Annotated in this window: 10 protein-coding genes; 5 read left to right on the top strand and 5 right to left on the bottom strand. The window is 64.2% G+C overall.

The window, feature by feature from the left end; all coding sequences use genetic code 11:
* Positions 1 to 131: 131 nt before the first annotated feature.
* The 3 genes from F2P44_RS33380 to F2P44_RS33370 form a co-directional block, all read right to left on the bottom strand.
* Complete coding sequence (locus F2P44_RS33380; RefSeq protein ID WP_167094259.1) at positions 132 to 698, bottom strand: hypothetical protein; 567 nt, start codon at positions 696 to 698, stop codon at positions 132 to 134.
* A 120-nt stretch (positions 699 to 818) separates the two neighbouring features.
* Positions 819 to 3,203, bottom strand: a complete 2,385-nt coding sequence (locus F2P44_RS33375; RefSeq protein WP_167094257.1) for a TonB-dependent receptor plug domain-containing protein — start codon at positions 3,201 to 3,203, stop codon at positions 819 to 821.
* Positions 3,204 to 3,298: 95 nt separating this feature from the next.
* Positions 3,299 to 4,096 carry a PhzF family phenazine biosynthesis protein gene (locus F2P44_RS33370; protein WP_167094255.1) on the bottom strand — a complete coding sequence of 266 codons (798 nt, stop codon included), beginning with the start codon at positions 4,094 to 4,096 and terminating at the stop codon, positions 3,299 to 3,301.
* Positions 4,097 to 4,186: 90 nt separating this feature from the next.
* Here F2P44_RS33370 and F2P44_RS33365 point away from each other — a divergent pair, with 90 nt between their 5' ends.
* Positions 4,187 to 7,345 (top strand): error-prone DNA polymerase, encoded by a 3,159-nt coding sequence (locus tag F2P44_RS33365; RefSeq protein WP_167094253.1) that lies wholly within the window; start codon positions 4,187 to 4,189, stop codon positions 7,343 to 7,345.
* A gap of 102 nt (positions 7,346 to 7,447) precedes the next feature.
* Here F2P44_RS33365 and F2P44_RS33360 read toward each other — a convergent pair whose 3' ends face one another.
* Together F2P44_RS33360 and F2P44_RS33355 are read right to left on the bottom strand one after the other, a co-directional pair.
* Positions 7,448 to 9,415 carry a PQQ-binding-like beta-propeller repeat protein gene (locus tag F2P44_RS33360; protein ID WP_167094251.1) on the bottom strand — a complete coding sequence of 656 codons (1,968 nt, stop codon included), beginning with the start codon at positions 9,413 to 9,415 and terminating at the stop codon, positions 7,448 to 7,450.
* Between the two features lie 304 nt (positions 9,416 to 9,719).
* Positions 9,720 to 10,121: a PRC-barrel domain-containing protein gene (locus F2P44_RS33355; protein WP_167094249.1), complete on the bottom strand. Its 402-nt coding sequence runs from the start codon at positions 10,119 to 10,121 to the stop codon at positions 9,720 to 9,722.
* Between the two features lie 230 nt (positions 10,122 to 10,351).
* On the opposite strand from F2P44_RS33355, the gene pyrG reads away from it, so the two are divergent.
* The 4 genes from pyrG to ftsB all read left to right on the top strand — a co-directional run bounded on the left by pyrG (position 10,352) and on the right by ftsB (position 14,655).
* On the top strand, positions 10,352 to 12,031 hold the full coding sequence (gene pyrG / locus F2P44_RS33350; protein WP_167094247.1) for a CTP synthase: 1,680 nt from the start codon (positions 10,352 to 10,354) through the stop codon (positions 12,029 to 12,031).
* Positions 12,028 to 12,882 (top strand): 3-deoxy-8-phosphooctulonate synthase, encoded by an 855-nt coding sequence (gene kdsA / locus F2P44_RS33345; RefSeq protein ID WP_099875778.1) that lies wholly within the window; start codon positions 12,028 to 12,030, stop codon positions 12,880 to 12,882. Before pyrG ends, kdsA begins: the two co-directional genes overlap by 4 nt.
* A 103-nt stretch (positions 12,883 to 12,985) precedes the next feature.
* Positions 12,986 to 14,269, top strand: coding sequence for a phosphopyruvate hydratase (eno, locus tag F2P44_RS33340; protein WP_167094245.1), 1,284 nt, complete (start codon positions 12,986 to 12,988; stop codon positions 14,267 to 14,269).
* Positions 14,270 to 14,316: 47 nt separating this feature from the next.
* Complete coding sequence (gene ftsB / locus F2P44_RS33335; protein ID WP_167094243.1) at positions 14,317 to 14,655, top strand: cell division protein FtsB; 339 nt, start codon at positions 14,317 to 14,319, stop codon at positions 14,653 to 14,655.
* Positions 14,656 to 15,016 lie beyond the last annotated feature (361 nt).

Raw genomic sequence — 15,016 nt, 5'->3', positions numbered from 1 at the left:
AGTGCGTGGGGCAGCAGCATTTGCTGCTGCGGCTCGTAGGGAAGATAGCTTGATGTCATCGGTCAAAAATGCGTTTGCTCGGTTGACATGGATGATATCAAGTTTCTGCCGCGCAGACTCCTAGCCCACGCTTACTTCTTGATAATCGCCTGCAACAACACAAACGCCTCATGCCGGATGGTCGCCTCAGCCCCGGCCAGCTCCTTGCGCGCCTGCACCAGTTCCGGCCGCTTGAGCATCTTTTTCTCCGCCGTATTCGGCACCGGCGGTTCCGGCGGGTACATACTGGCCCGGCTGTTATACGTTTGCTGCAACAAGCGCTTGCCGTAATTCGACGCATAAAATGCCGTCAATTCATTGGCCGTCGCCACCCCGATCACGCGTGCCACCGGCGTGGCCAGGCGCTGGCAAATCTCTTGCGGCGGCACCTTGTCGAGCTTGGCGAACACACTGGCCCGCTGCTCTTCATTCGCATAGCGGCTCGCACCGGCCACCGAGCGCATCATCTTTTCCGACTGCATGGCAGCGAGCATGGCTTGCACGGCCTGCACCCGGGCCGCATCGGGCGTGGTCACCGGTACCGAGGCGGCCGGGACAGCAGCAGGAGCGGCAGGAGCGGCAGGAGCGGCTGCGCCTGCACGCGTCAGCGGCACGCAGGCGAACAGCGCGGCCAATGCCAGCGCGTAAGTTGGTTTCATTCTCAATCCTTTTCAACAATCACAGGGCTGCCCACAAGGGGCCAGCCGACACAATAATGCAAAAGGGCAGACGATGTCTGCCCTTTACCTGCGTAGCTACCTGCCTGGCTAGCGATGCATTTAAAACTTATGCCACAGGCGGGCAAAGTACGACGCGCCATTCATCCCGAACTGGACCGACTCGTACTTGAAGCCATTGTCGGTCTCGTCCGGATTCTGCTCGGTCGGCTTGACACTGAAAATGTTCGCGCCGCCCAGGGTCAGCTTGGTCTTGTCGCTGAAATTATACGTAAAACTCAGGTCGGCCGAGGTCTTCGGCTTGTACACCTGGTTCGGGGTTGGCGCACCGGACCAGGTGCCCAGGGTTTGCTTGCCGAAGTGGATCACCTTGAAATCGGTGCCGATCTTGCCCAGCAAATACTCGAAACCCAGGGTGGCCTTGCGCCGCGGTCCGCCCTGTTCCAGGAACAGGCGCTCGCGCTCGGACAGCAGCACGTCTTCATAGCCCTTGAACGCGGCCGGCGCATTCACGCCCGTCACTTCGGTCTTGCTGATGTTCATGGCCAGGAAGGTATTGAGCTTGCCGCCCGCCACTTCGCTGCGGTTCGATACGGTCAGGTCCAGGCCCTGGGTCTTGGTATCGATCGAATTGACGAAGAACTGGGCCGCGCCCACGCCCAGGCTGCTCAGCAGCGGCACGATGGGCGCGTAGTTGTCGGCGTCGAAGCGGCCGGAAAACACGATGCGGTCATCGATGGCGATGCGGTACAGGTCGGCCGTGACCGACGTAGTCGGGGTCGGCGTCCAGGTGCCGCCCAGGGTGAAGCTGACCGATTTTTCTTCCTTCAGCTTGGGAATGCCGATCGCGTTGGCCACGTTGCCGCCGTTCGGCGCGAACACCGAATCGACCGGATTGCCGTTGACGAACTCGGTAAACGTCGACGAGAAGTAGCCTTGCTGCAGCGATGGCGCGCGGAAGCCGGTACTGGCCGAACCGCGCACCAGCACGCTGTCGCTGATCTTGAAGGCGGCGGCCAGCTTGCCGGTCACGCTGTTGCCGAAGTCGCTGAATTTTTCATAGCGCACGGCCGACAGCACTTTCAGGCGCTCGGTGATGTCGGTCTCGACATCGACGTAGGCGGCCACGCTATGGCGGCTGCGGTCGGTCGCGTCGCCCGGACGGAAGCCCGGGAAGCCCTGGCTGCCCGGGTCGCCTCCGAAGCCGGCACCGTCGACATCGTTGTAGGAACCGGCTTCACCGGCGAAGATTTCATAGTTTTCCTTGCGGAACTCGGCGCCGAAGGCCAGGTTCATGCCGCTCAGGATGTTCGGATAGAAGCGGCTGGCGTCGGCATTGGTGGTCAGTTGGGTGGCCGCGAAACCGCCCGCGTCGAATTGCGAGGCCGACACGCCCTTGCCGCCCTTGATCAGGTCGAGGTTGGCGATCGAGGCATTGAGCGTATTGCTGACGTTGTAATGCATCTTGTTGTAGCCATAGGTTTGCGAGAAATCCGCATTCCACTCGCCCAGCTTGGCGCGATAGCCGATGGTGCCGTAATGGTCGTCGATGTCGGCATTGATGAAGGGCGCGAAGCCGTTCGGGTACATGGCTTGCGCATTACGCGTCGGAATCTGGTCCGGACCGCGGCCGAAGGCGGCCGAGGAAGCGTCGCGCTTCTGGGTGCCGGCCGTGAAGTACAGCTTGCCGTCGGCCAGGGGAATGTCGCCATTCAGGTACAGGGTCTGGTTCTGGACCTTGCTGTCGCCGATGGTGCGCAGGCTGCCCGCGTCGGCCCGGTTCGAGCGGCCGCGGTCGAGATACTCGCCCGTGATGCCGACCACCCCGCCGCCCACGGCCACGCCGCAGTAAGCCGAGGCCAGGACATTCTTGCCATCGCCGGCCGAATACTGGCCCGCGCCGAGCACGCTTTCGCAGCCGAGCGAGCGTTTCAGTTCGATATTGATGACCCCGGCAATCGCGTCGGAGCCGTACTGGGCGGCGGCGCCATCGCGCAGCACCTGGATGTTTTTCACCGCCAGCAGCGGAATCGCATTCATGTCGGTGCCGGTATTGCCGCGGTTGCGGGCGCCGAAGATGTTCACCAGCGAGGTGCTATGACGGCGCTTGCCGTTCATTAGCACCAGGGTCTGGTCGGAACCCAGGCCGCGCAGGGCGGCCGAATCGACCAGGTCGGCGCCATCGGCTCCGCTCTGGCGCGTGGAATTGAACGAGGGCGAGATATAGGTCAGGGTCTGGGCCAGGTCGAACTGGCCGCCTTGCTCGGCCATGCGGGTCATGGGAATCAGATCGACCGGGACCGCCGTATCGGTGGCGGAGGTGGCCGAGACGCGGCGCGAACCGACCACGCTGACGCTGGGGATGACTTCTTCCTTGGTGGCTTGCTGGCCCGACTGGGCGAAGCTGGCGGGGGCGTACACGGCGAAAGCGGCTCCGCCGTACAAAGCGAGCAAGACGGACCTACGTAAAGGGGTGGTAGTGAACACGCGACAGTCTCCGGGTTTTATTATCGAAAGGTGAATGATTCTAATGCAATTTTCACCGCACAAGTCCAGTGCGGTGTGGTGCGATGACAACGTTGTCAATTGCCGGGCACGGGCTCGGCCCGCCCGCCCACCAGAATCGCGCCATCTTCCACCCGGGTGCGGATCAGGCAGGGCGCACCCAGTGCACCACCCTGGTGCAGGGTGATGGCGCGGCCCAGGTGGGCCGCCAGGGCGCCGGCCGCCACCCCGGTGGCACGGTCTTCCATGGCGGGATCGAGGTGGTTGAAGTTGCGCCCTTCGTAGGCATCCGCGCCGATGCGGCACACCACATAGCAGCCGCTCACGCCATGCGCGCGGCCCCAGTCGAGGATGCGCTCGAGCGGTGGGCGCAAGGCAAGCAGGGTGGCGCGCTCAGGCACCTCGATCAGCAGCTTGGGACTGCCGACCGAGGCCAGCACGGGCGCGGCCGCCAGCCTCAATTCAGGCTGGTCGAGCAGCCAGGCCGCCAGCGCGGCATCGACAGCGACCTCGGGCACGCTCTGGGGCTGCAGCGCGACGAAAAAATCGTCCCCCTGCCGGCACAGGCGCAAGGGCTGCCCACGCATTACCGTGGCCAGCACGATGTCCTGGTCCGCCTGCCCGGCGCGCGCGAACAGCACTTGCGCCGCGCCCAGGGTGGCGTGCAGGCACAGGGGACTTCTGGCGTGCGGGTAGTAATAGTCGGCGATCCCGTCTCCCTGTGCTCCAGGGTCGAGAAACACGCAGGCCGGATGCGGCTGGGCCCGCGCAAACGCCTGGCGCGCCGCGGGCGTGGCCGGCCCGCCTTCAATCACCAGCGCCACATTGCCGCAGCCCGCCACTGCACCAAAACAGCGCACTGTATGCACCTGCATAGTTATTCCCAATTGGTAAGAAAATGTTCCAGGGTTATACTGTGTTTCCATACAGTAGTTTCCTCAATACATTGATTGTAATATTTTTTCATGAGTACCGCCGCCCCCGTCCCCAGCCTGCCCGACTACGCCGAGTTGTATTGTCTGAGCAACTTTACCTTCCTGCATGGCGCCTCGCACGCCGAGGAACTGGTGGCCCGCGCTGTCCAGCTCGGCTACGCGGCGCTGGCCATCACCGACGAATGTTCGCTGGCCGGGGTGGTGCGGGCCCATGCCGAAGCCAAAAAGGCGGCGCTGCCCCTGATCATCGGCGCCCACTTCCACCTGCACCATGCCGATGGCAGCGCGGCCCTGTCGCTGATCTTGCTGGCCAAGAACCGCAATGGCTACGGCAACCTGGCCGAACTGATCACCCTGGCGCGCACGCGCACGGCCAAGGGGACTTACCTGCTTACCCCGGCCGACCTGGCAGCGCCCGCGCCGGCCCACCTGGCCGGCATGCCCGACTGCCTGGCGATCTTGCTGCCCGCCTACCCCGGCCACGATGCGGCCGAGCTCGACCGCCTGCACACCCAGGCCGCCTGGATGGCCGCCACCTTTCCCGGGCGCGCCTGGCTGGGCCTGACCCTGCTGCACCGCGCTTTTGATGAAGCGCACCGCGCCACGGTCGAGGAAGTCGCCTGGCAGCACGGGCTGGCCGTGGTGGCGCTGGGCCACGTCTGCATGCACGTGCGCTCGCGCAAGCCCCTGCACGACACCCTGTGCGCGATCCGCCTCAACACGCCCGTGGACGAGTGCGGCTATGCGCTGGCGCAAAATGCCGAACAGCATCTGCGCGCGCGCCTGCGCCTGGCCAATCTGTACAGCCCCGAGGCCCTGGCCGAAACGCTGCGCATCGCCCGCCTGTGCACCTTTTCGCTCGACCAGCTGCGCTACGAATATCCGGACGAACTGGTGCCGCCCGGCCAGACCCCGTCCGGCTACCTGCGCGCCGAAACCTATATCGGCGCGCACCACCGCTTTCCGCTCGGCATCCCGGCCAAGGTGCAGGAACAGCTCGAAACCGAACTCCAGCTGATCGGCGAACTGCGCTACGAAGCGTATTTTTTGACCGTGTACGACATCGTGCGCCATGCGCGCTCGATCGGGATCCTGTGCCAGGGGCGCGGCTCGGCCGCCAATTCGGCCGTGTGCTACTGCCTCGGCATCACCGAAGTCGATCCCGCGCGCGGCAACCTGCTGTTCGGACGCTTCATTTCCAGGGAAAGGGACGAACCGCCCGACATCGACGTCGACTTCGAGCACCAGCGGCGCGAAGAAGTGATCCAGTACATCTACAACAAATACGGCCGTGCGCGCGCCGCCCTGGCCGCCGTGGTGATCAGCTACCGGCCCAAGAGCGCCCTGCGCGACAGCGGCAAGGCGCTCGGGGTCGACCTGGCCATCGTCGAAAAGGTCGCCAAGACCCACCACTGGTTCGACAGCAAGGACGACCTCGTCAAACGCCTGGCCGAATGCGGGCTCGACCCCGATTCCCCGCTGGCCCAGCAATGGGCGACCCTGGCCCAGCGCCTGCTCGGCTTCCCGCGCCACCTGTCGCAACACCCGGGCGGCTTCGTGATCGCCGCCGGCAAGCTGTCGCGCCTGGTGCCGATCGAAAACGCCACCATGCCGGAGCGCAGTGTGATCCAGTGGGACAAGGACGACCTCGAAGAACTCGGTTTGCTGAAAGTCGATGTGCTGGCGCTGGGCATGCTCTCGGTGCTGCGGCGCGCGTTCGACCTGCTGGGTGAGCTGCGCGGCACGGTGTTTTCGATGCAGGACATCCCGGCCGACGACAGCGCCACCTACGACATGATTTGCGCGGCCGACACAGTCGGCGTGTTCCAGATCGAATCGCGCGCGCAGATGAGCATGCTCCCGCGCATGCTGCCGCGCACCTTTTACGACCTGGTGGTCGAAGTGGCGGTGGTGCGGCCGGGGCCGATCCAGGGCGGCATGGTCCATCCCTATTTGCGCCGGCGCCAGGGACTGGAACAGCCGCTGTATCCCAAGGAAGAACTGAAGGTCGCGCTGGAACGCACCTTGGGCGTGCCGATTTTCCAGGAACAGGTGATGCAGGTGGCGATGATCGCGGCGGAATTTAGCGCCGGCGAGGCGGACCAGCTGCGGCGCGCCATGGCCGCCTGGAAGCGCAAGGGCGGGCTGGAAAAATACTACGACAAGATCATCAACGGCATGCTGGGGCGCGGCTACACGCGCGACTTTGCCGAATCGATTTTCAACCAGATCAAGGGTTTTGGCGAATACGGCTTTCCCGAATCGCACGCCGCCAGTTTCGCGCTGCTGGCCTACGCCAGTTCCTGGCTCAAGTGCCACGAACCGGCCGCGTTTTTATGCGCCTTGCTCAACAGCCAGCCGATGGGTTTCTACAGCCCCTCGCAACTGGTGCAGGATGCGCGCCGCCACGGCATCGAGGTGCGCGCGGCGGACGTGGCCATCAGCGGCTGGGATTCCAGCCTGGAAGCGGGGGAGGGCGCGCAGCCGGCGGTGCGGCTGGGGCTGTCGCTGCAGCGCGGCATGCGTCCCGCGTCGGCGGCGCGGATTGAAGAGGCGCGCGCCGTGCGCGCGTTCGAGAGCGTGGCCGACCTCGCGCGCCGCGCCGCCCTGGACCGGCACGACTTGCAGGTGCTGGCCGGTGCCAATGCCCTGCATGGCCTGGCCGGCAACCGGCGCCAGGCGCTGTGGCAAGCGGTGGGCGCGGTGCCCGACAAGGACTTGCTGCGCCCCACCACGCCCGAGGAAGAGGTGCCGCTGCTGCATGCCCCGAGCGAAGGCGAAGACATTGTCGGCGACTACCGCGCGCAGGGCTTGACCCTGGGGCGGCACCCGCTGGCGCTGCTGCGCGCGCGCCTGCTGGAACAGCGCTTCCTGCCGGCCGCGCAACTGAACGGCTACAAGCAGGGTCAGCTGGCGCGCGCCTGCGGCATCGTCACCGTCAGGCAGCGGCCGGCGACGGCCAAGGGCGTGCTGTTCGTCACCATCGAAGACGAGACCGGCAACGTGAACGTGATCGTCTGGCCCAGCCTGGTGGAACAACAGCGGCGCGAAGTGCTGGGCGCGAGCTTGCTGGGCGTGTACGGCGTGTGGCAAAGCGACGGGCAAGTGCGGCATCTGGTGGCCAAGCGCCTGGTCGACCTGTCGCACTTGATGGGCCGCCTCGACACCAGCAGCCGCGACTTCTGCTAGCCCCCCGAAATATTTCCCAACCGGGGTCAGAGCTCTGATTCGAAAGATTTCCTAACCGGGGGCAGAGCGCTGATTCGCAAGACCTTCAGCGCCCCCGGCGGATCACTGCAAGCCGATCGCCGCCACCCGTCCGCTCCTGTTCACGATATACAGCATGCCCCGATCCGAGATCGACAGCTTGCCCCCCAGCGCATAGCGCCACACAGTCTTGCCGCTGGCCAGGTCGATCGCCAGGGTGCTGAGCTCGGAACTGATGAAGGCCAGGTTATCGGTCACGACCAGCTGGTCGAACCAGGTGGCGTCGGCCGGGTCGCTCAGCTTGGCCGCCGTCCACAGCAGCTTGCCGGAATCCGGCGCATACGCTTCCAGCGCATTGCCGGTATTGTTGAACAGGTACAGCACGCCCTTGGCATAGGACGGCGTGCTCACCCGTTTGCCCTGGAGCGTCCAGGCATGCGTGCGCCTGGCCAGGTTGAACGCGACCAGGCGGCCGCTATCCGAGATAAACCCGAATTGATTATCCGACAGGACCGGCGTGCCGCCGCTATAGCTGGGCCACAGGTGATCCGGATCGTCCACCTGGTAGGCGAGCCGGCCGTCGGCCACGTCCATGGCGTACAGGCGCCCGTCCAGATACACATACGCATGGCTGGCATCGACGGCCGGGGTCCAGTCGGCAAAAGCGGGCAGGGCGCTGCTCCAGGCGGGCTGCTGGCCGCCGGCGCGGAACTGGCTCAAGCCACCGGCGCTGCCGTTCGGCGCATACAGCGTGTCGCCGAGCACGGTCGGCGCCAGCGCATAGCGGCCCTGCGTGTCCATTTTCTGGCGGCTCAGCAGCTTGCCGGTTTTCTGCTCGAAGACCCACAGCGAGGCCTCGTCGCTGCTGGTCGAGGTCAGGTAGACCTTGCCGTTGGCGGCGGCCGGCGGATTCAGGTGGCTTGTCAGGACCGGGCTGGGCAGGCCCAGGCTGGTGCGCCAGACTTCGGTGCCGCTCTCCTCGCTGATGGCGACCAGCGCGGCGCGATCGCCGCGATACGTGACCACGCCCTGAAACACCAGGCCGTTATCGTGGGCCGGCGCGGTCGCCCAGCCATCCTCCTTCGCCAACAGGCGCTGCCAGCGCAGCGCAAAGCTGGCCGGATCGAAGCTGGCCGGCACATAGCCGGTGTGCGCCGGATTGCCCCGGTACGTGCTCCATGGCCCCAGTTGCGGCAGCACCGGCAAGGGTTTCACGCTGTCGGCGGGCAGGACGGTCACCTTGAGCGCCAGCGTCCAGGGCGAACCGGCGTAGGGCAGATGGCACACGGCGGCATCGTCGGCGCAGGCGCGCATTTCGAGCTTGCTGATGTAGACGCCGGGCGCCAGGCCCTTGGCGGGCACCAGGGTTGCCGCGAACTGCCGGTCGGACAGCGTGCGCATGGCGAGCGGCGTGGCGAGGATGCCGGCCGGGTCGATCAGCGCGACATGGACCTTCTCGCCCAGCACGGTACTGGTGCTGGCCTCGACCGTCAGGCTGGCCGCCTGGCCAGCCTGCATGGTGATCTCGGCCATGGCCGGCGCGAAGCTCATGCGCCCGCTGGTATCGGTCTTCGGCTTGACGTTGATGGTCAGCGGCAGGCGCCAGGGCGAACCTTCGAGCGGCTTGGCGCAGACCCGGGGATCATCCTCGCAGGCGCGCAGTTCCAGCGTGCTGCGGTGGGTGCCGGGCTGGAGGTCGCTCGAACTGCGCATGGTGGCCGAGTACTGGCGCGCCGTGCCGGCCAGCACCTCGGACGAGGCGATCAGTCCGCCGCCATCGACGATGCCCAGATTGAATGGCTTGGACGGGGTGCGGGCAAGCGAGATATCCATCCCGAAAGCGCTGGTCTGGCCTTCGGCCATGCCGATCTCCAGCGCCGCGCTATGGATGGTCAGCCAGTCGCCACCGGGGGCGACAGTGACGGGTGGTTTGTCGCCAGGCACGACGGTGACCGGCGGCTTGTCGCTGGCGCCGCCATTGCCACCGCCGCCGCAGGCGGCCAGCACGGCCGGCGCCAGCAGGCAGGCGAGTAAACGTGTGAATCGATGCATCATATTCCTTGTTTTGCCAGGTTGGCAAAGTTAATAAAAGGAAATTATAAATCGCAGGCAAGCGCGGCGACAAGTGCGCGCGGCGCATCGACGCGGGAAAAGGTGCGGAAACAGTGCGGGAAGGCAGGCGGCAAGCGCGGCAAGCGAGGTCGGAAAGGGGCGCGACGGGGGGAGGCGGCAAGCGCGGCAAACGAGGTCGGAAAGGGGTGGCGATGGGGGCGGGGTGGCAAGCGCTACCGCACCCCGCGCGCCACGCCCCCGCTCCTGGCAGGACGGCGGGCGCGCGCGATGGAACCGGAGGCGCTTAGTGCGCGCTGGTGCCGTAATAGCTGTGAATCTGGCTCGACCATTGCTGGTTGGCCATATCGGGCCAGTGATCGGTATCGAAGCCGGGCGCGTTCTCGATGCGTTCTTTCTCGATGTCGAGCGTGAAGCGCTTGTTGGCGGTGTCGAGCGTCAACGCCGACCAGGGCACGGCAAACAGTTTCTCGCCGATGGTCAGCACGCCGCCACTCGACATGACGGCATACGCGATCTTACCGGTGCGCATGTCCAGCATGATTTCCTTGATTTCACCCAGATGCTCGTTCTTCAGATTGTGCACATGGTCGCCGATCAGGGTATCCGCACCCATCAGTTCAGGACCCGGGCCTTTCGAACCCTTGTCGACATACATGCCATAAGCATCGCGTTCTTCGTAGGACATTTTGACCTCCTGTGGTAAAAGTTCAATCCTGAGGCTTGAGCAAGATCATGTCTGTTCGCTGGCGCACGCCGAATAAGCAATCAGCAATCTTTCAAATTGATCAATGCAGCATCCCCGACGGTGCCGCCCGCTGCGCCGCCGTTGCTGTTTTTTACCTTGTTTTACGGAAGCATTGGCCGGTTTAAGGTATAATTTCAATTTCCCGCACGTGCCGTTCGGCACCATCTGCAATGACCAAATTTGTCTTCGTCACCGGTGGCGTTGTGTCTTCCCTTGGAAAAGGGATTGCCGCCGCCTCTCTCGCCGCGATCCTCGAATCGCGCGGCCTTAAAGTCACCATGCTCAAGCTCGACCCGTACATCAACGTCGATCCCGGCACGATGAGCCCGATGCAGCATGGCGAAGTCTTCGTCACCGACGATGGCGCCGAAACCGACCTCGACCTGGGCCACTACGAGCGCTTCATCAGCACCCGCATGCGCAAGGTGAACAACTTCACCACCGGCCAGATCTACGAATCGGTGATCCGCAAGGAACGCCGTGGCGAATACCTCGGCAAGACGGTGCAGGTGATCCCGCACATCACCAACGAGATCCAGGATTACATCTACCGCGGCGCCGAAGGCGTGGACGTGGCGCTGGTGGAAATCGGCGGCACCGTGGGCGACATCGAATCGCTGCCCTTCCTCGAAGCGGCGCGCCAGCTGTCGCTGCGCGCCGGGCGCAAATCGGCCGCCTTCGTGCACCTGACCCTGGTGCCGTACATCGCTTCGGCGGGCGAACTGAAAACCAAGCCGACCCAGCACAGCGTGCAAAAGCTGCGTGAAATCGGGATCACCCCGACCGCGCTGCTGTGCCGCGCCGACCGCCCGATTCCGGACGACGAACGCGCCAAGATCTCGCTGTTCTCGAACGTCGAAGAGCAGGCCGTGATCTCCGTGTGGGACGCCGACACCATCTACAAGGTGCCGCAGATGCTGCACGACCAGGGTTTGGATGCCATCATCCTGGAAGCGCTCGGCCTGGAAGCGCCGCCGGCCGACCTGTCGATGTGGACCAAGCTGATCTACGCGCTGGAAAACCCGAAAGCGGCCGTCACCATTGGCATGGTCGGCAAATACGTCGACCTGACCGAATCGTACAAATCGCTCACCGAAGCGCTGCGCCACGCCGGCATCCACACCGAAAGCCGGGTCAACATCGAATACCTGGACTCGGAAGACATCGAGACCAAGGGTTGCGATCACCTGGCCAAGTACGACGCCATCCTGGTGCCGGGCGGCTTCGGCAAGCGCGGCGTGGAAGGCAAGATCATGGCGGCGCGCTACGCCCGCGAACACCAGATCCCTTACCTGGGCATCTGCCTGGGCATGCAAGTGGCCCTGATCGAATACGCGCGCCACAAGGCGGGCCTGGCCAACGCCAACTCGACCGAATTCGACACCGACACCGACCAGCCGGTCGTGGCCCTCATCAACGAGTGGCAGAACCATGACGGCAAGGTCGAAAAGCGCGACGAAAAATCCGACCTGGGCGGCACCATGCGCCTTGGCGCGCAAACCTGCGCGGTCAATCCGGGCACCCTGGCCGCCGAAATCTACGGCAGCGTGGTTACCGAACGCCACCGCCACCGCTACGAAGCGAACAACCACTACCTGGCGCGGGTCGAAGCGGCCGGCATGATCGTGTCGGCGCGCACCCCGACCGAAGACTTGTGCGAGATCATGGAACTGCCGCGCACCGGAGAGAACGCGCACCCATGGTACATGGGCGTGCAGTACCATCCCGAGTTCAAATCGACGCCGCGCACCGGTCACCCGCTGTTTACGTCGTTCATCAAGGCTGCGCTGGCGCACCAGGCCGCCAACGGCCATGCAGCGGCGGCCGCACCCACAGGAGATGCAGCATGAAGCTTTGCGGTTTTGACGTCGGCCTCGAGCACCCGATTTTTCTCATCGCCGGCACCTGCGTGATCGAATCGCGCCAGATGGCGATGGACACCGCCGGCACGCTGAAAGAAATCACCTCGGCGCTGGGTATTCCGTTCATCTACAAGTCGTCCTTCGACAAGGCTAACCGCTCCTCGGGCACCTCGTTCCGCGGTCCCGGCATGGACAAGGGCCTCGAGATCCTGGCCGACGTACGCCGCGAAATCGGCGTGCCGGTGCTGACCGACATCCACACGATCGAAGAAATCGCTGCCGTATCGAGCGTGGTCGACGTGCTGCAAACGCCGGCCTTCTTGTGCCGCCAGACCGACTTCATCATCGCCTGCGCCCAGTCGGGCAAACCGGTCAACATCAAGAAGGGCCAGTTCCTTGCGCCCGGCGACATGAAGAACGTGATCGACAAGGCACGCCAGGCCGCGCGCGACGCAGGCCTCAATGAAGACAACTTCATGGCCTGCGAGCGCGGTGCCTCGTTCGGCTACAACAACCTGGTCTCCGACATGCGCTCCCTGGCGATCATGCGCGAGTCGAACTGCCCGGTCGTGTTCGACGCGACCCACTCGGTACAACTGCCGGGCGGACAGGGCACCACATCCGGTGGCCAGCGCGAGCACATTCCCGTGCTCTCGCGCGCAGCCGTGGCAGCCGGTATCGCCGGCCTGTTCATGGAAACGCACCCGAACCCCGCCCAGGCGCTCTCGGACGGCCCGAATGCCGTGCCGCTCGGACGCATGAAGGAACTGCTCACCACCCTCGTCGAACTCGACCGCGTGGTCAAGAAAGCCGGCTTCCTCGAATCGAGCTTTGCGTAAGTTTGTATAGTGCGGCAGTTGCCGCCGTCCCGATCGCCCTGACAGATGCAGGCGGACCGTGCGCGCTCCGCCCACCTTTTTCTTACCCTTTGGAGATTGAAATATGAGTGCTATCGTTGACATTATCGGCCGTGAAATTATCGATTCGCGCGGCAATCCAACCGTCGAATGCGACGTGCTGCTCGAGTCGGGCGTGATGGGCCGCGCGGCGGTGCCATCGGGTGCCTCGACCGGTTCGCGCGAAGCGATCGAACTGCGCGACGGCGACCAGAAGCGTTACTTCGGCAAGGGCGTGCTGCAAGCCTGCGAAAACATCAATACCGAAATCTCCGAAGCCATCATGGGCCTGGACGCGAACGAGCAAGCCTTCCTCGACCGCACCCTGATCGACCTGGACGGCACCGAAAACAAGAGCCGTCTGGGCGCCAACGCCATGCTGGCCGTCTCGATGGCCGTGGCCAAGGCTGCCGCTGAAGAAGCCGGCCTGCCGCTGTACCGTTATTTCGGCGGTTCGGGCGCGATGCAAATGCCGGTGCCGATGATGAACGTCATCAACGGCGGCGCGCACGCCGACAACAACCTGGACATCCAGGAATTCATGATCATCCCGGTTGGCGCACCGAGCTTCAAGGAAGCGATCCGCTACGGCGCCGAGATCTTCCACACCCTGAAAAAGATCCTGCACGAGAAAAAACTGGCGACCTCGGTTGGCGACGAAGGCGGATTCGCGCCGAACGTGGCCAACCACGAAGAAGCCATCAAGCTGATCATGCAAGCGATCGAGCAGGCTGGCTACGAGCCGGGCACCCAGATCTGCCTGGGCCTGGACTGCGCCGCGTCCGAATTCTACAAGGATGGCAAATACCACCTTGAAGGCGAAGGCATGCAGCTGACCGCCACCGAATTCACCAACATGCTCGCGACCTGGTGCGACAAGTACCCGATCATCTCGATCGAAGACGCGATGGCGGAAAACGACTGGGATGGCTGGAAGATCCTGACCGAAGCGCTGGGCAAGAAGGTGCAGCTGGTGGGCGACGACCTGTACGTCACCAACACCAAGATCCTGAAAGAAGGCATCGAAAAAGGCATCGCCAACTCGATCCTGATCAAGATCAACCAGATCGGCACCCTGACCGAAACCTTCGCCGCCATCGAAATGGCCAAGCGCGCAGGTTATACTGCCGTCATCTCGCACCGTTCCGGCGAGACCGAAGACTCGACGATTGCCGACATCGCCGTTGGTACCAACGCCCTGCAGATCAAGACCGGCTCGATGTCGCGTTCGGACCGCATGGCCAAGTACAACCAGCTGCTGCGCATCGAAGAAGACCTGGGCGACATTGCCAGCTACCCTGGCCGCAGCGCTTTCTACAACCTGAAGTAAGCCGAACGCACCGGCTGGCCGCGTGGCGGCCGGTGCCACCCTCATGTATGCGCCTCATTACGCTCGTTCTCGCGACCCTCCTGCTCCTGATCCAACTGCCGCTCTGGCTGGGCAAGGGTGGCTGGCTGCGCGTGGGCGAACTGGAAAACCAGGTTTCGCTGGCGCAGCGCAAGACAGTCGAACTGAAGGCGCGCAACGCCAAGCTCGACTCCGAAGTGCACGACCTGACCAATGGCACGGGCGCGGTGGAAGAGCGCGCGCGTTTCGAGCTGGGCATGATCAAGAAAAACGAGATCTTCATCCAGATCCTCGACGCCAACGGCCAGCCCAATGAGTCGGCCACTCCGCTGCCGCCGCCCAAGCCCGACGCCAAGACTACCCCCTGAAGCAAGCTCCTACCACCGGGGTCTGACCTCTGATTAGAAATTAGTTGTTATCAGGCAGCGTTTCCCCACACCGGGGTCAGAGCTCTGACTTGAAATAATTTCATCCTGGACAAGTCCCTCGCCCAACATTGCGCGGCCGTTGAACGACCAGCCGTCGCTGCTGCCATGGGAGACGAATGGTGCGGCGCCGCTGTGGCAGCGTGGCTCGCCCGGTGAGCGACAGATCGCGTTGCTGCCTAGGAGTCTGCGCGGCAGACGGAATTTGACCTCGCGAAACCGAGGCGGACGCGGCGAGCCGCGAGGCCGTCTCCGATTTCAGGCTCAAACGTGAGCCGATTTGCCGTGCTTGACAGCGAATTCG

The sequence above is a fragment of the Massilia frigida genome, from assembly GCF_011682175.1.
GTDB lineage: Bacteria > Pseudomonadota > Gammaproteobacteria > Burkholderiales > Burkholderiaceae_D > Telluria_A > Telluria_A frigida.
Note: the sequence above shows the minus strand (reverse complement) of the source record. Positions and strands in the feature narration are given on the sequence as shown.